Origin of the sequence: Winogradskyella rapida (genome assembly GCF_042675845.1) — a bacterium.
GTDB classification, from domain to species: Bacteria; Bacteroidota; Bacteroidia; order Flavobacteriales; family Flavobacteriaceae; genus Winogradskyella; species Winogradskyella rapida.
This window is the reverse complement of the sequence record NZ_JBHTKM010000063.1, coordinates 1,080,291-1,081,979: the sequence shown is the minus strand read 5'-3', so window position 1 is coordinate 1,081,979 and position 1,689 is coordinate 1,080,291. Positions and strand designations below refer to the sequence as shown.

The 1,689-nt window shown below is 38.9% G+C and carries 1 pseudogene; it reads left to right on the top strand.

Annotated features, from left to right (window positions below):
* A pseudogene (locus ACFQ13_RS12050) lies at nucleotides 1–1,689 on the top strand (hypothetical protein); the annotation flags it as partial.

The following is a 1,689-nucleotide window of genomic DNA, read 5'->3' as shown; positions in this document are numbered from 1 at the left end:
GATGGTTATGCTGAATTCGATTTAGAACAACGCACCTTAGAGATCACCAATAACGAGCCTAATGTGGTTATTAGCTACCACGAAACGCAAACGGATGCAGAGACTGGCGTGAATCCAATTGTAGGGTTGTATACCAATATTGTAGCCAACACACAGATGATTTATGTGCGTTCAGAAAATACGATAACAGGATGTTACAGTCTTACACAAAACACATTAGAGTTAAATGTAATTGCGGCACCAGAGGTACCAACGACAATAGACCCTATTGTTTTATGTGATACGGATAATAATGGTATTACCCAATTTGATTTAACCGTAAAAGAGAGTGAAATTTATAACGGACAAAATACTTCAGCTTTAGAGCTTAGCTATCACGTTAGTGCAGCAGATGCAGCTACAGGAGCCAACCCAATTGTAAATACAACAAGTTATACCAATACCAGCAACCCACAAACTATTTATGTGCGCTTGTATAACCCAACGGTAGGCTGTGAAGATGTAGGGACATTTGATTTAGAAGTTAATCTTCCACCAGTAGCGATACAACCTACCCAATTAAGTTTATGTGATGACTTAGGGGAGATGCCAGGAGATGAGTTTACAGTTTTTGATTTAACACAAAAAGATGATGAAATCACAGGCAACAACGGTAGTTGGTTAGTTAGCTATTATGAAACAAGTGCAGATGCGCAAGCGCAAACCAATGCTATTGCAGATCCTACTCAGTATACCAATACTTCAGTAAATGGTTTAGATGCTAACCCACAAACGCTTTATGCTGTGGTAACAGATAGCAACACCGGATGTACAGATATGGTTACCTTAACCATACGTGTATTACCAAATCCAACACCAACCTTAAGTGAGAATATTCCAGATTTAGAGTTGTGTGATGACTTTAATACAGGCGATGGTGTAGAGGTGTTTGATCTTACCGCAAATGAAATACTTATTCTTAACGGCGAGGCAGGTGTAACGGCAAGTTATTATGAAACGCAGTTAGATGCTAATAATGGGACTAACGCTATCCCAGACCCAACACAGTATACTAATATAGAGACACCAAGTCAAGAGATTTATGTGCGTGTAACACGTAATAGTACAGGATGTTATTCTTTAGTAGATTTTACCATTAGAGTGCACCCATTACCAGAGGTGGTTGCTGTTACCGATATGATTCAATGTGAATTATTTACCGATGGCATAGATAGTTTTGATCTTACCACTAAAGACGACGAAGTGTTAAATGGTCAGGATCCAAATCAGTTTGTAGTAAGCTACCATAGCAGCTTGGCTGATGCGGAAGCAGGAACCAATGGTTTGGTAAGCTCTTATACCAATACGAGCAATCCACAGCAGATTTTTGTAAGCATAACCAATGTAGATACAGGCTGTTCAATAAGCACACAAAGTTTTTATATTGAAGTACATGAAGCGGCACAGGCCAATCCGGACACCGTGCCAATTGTATATGAAATTTGTGATGATGAAATGGAACTTGATGGCGATCCAACAAATGATAGTGCACAATTCGATTTAACAACAATGGATACTGAAGTGTTAGACGCTCAAAACCCAGCAAATTATAATGTAACCTATTATGAAACGCAAGAGGATGCTGATTTAAAAGTGAATCCATTACCAACCTTGTATGAAAACACGGTAAACCCGCAAATTATTTATGCG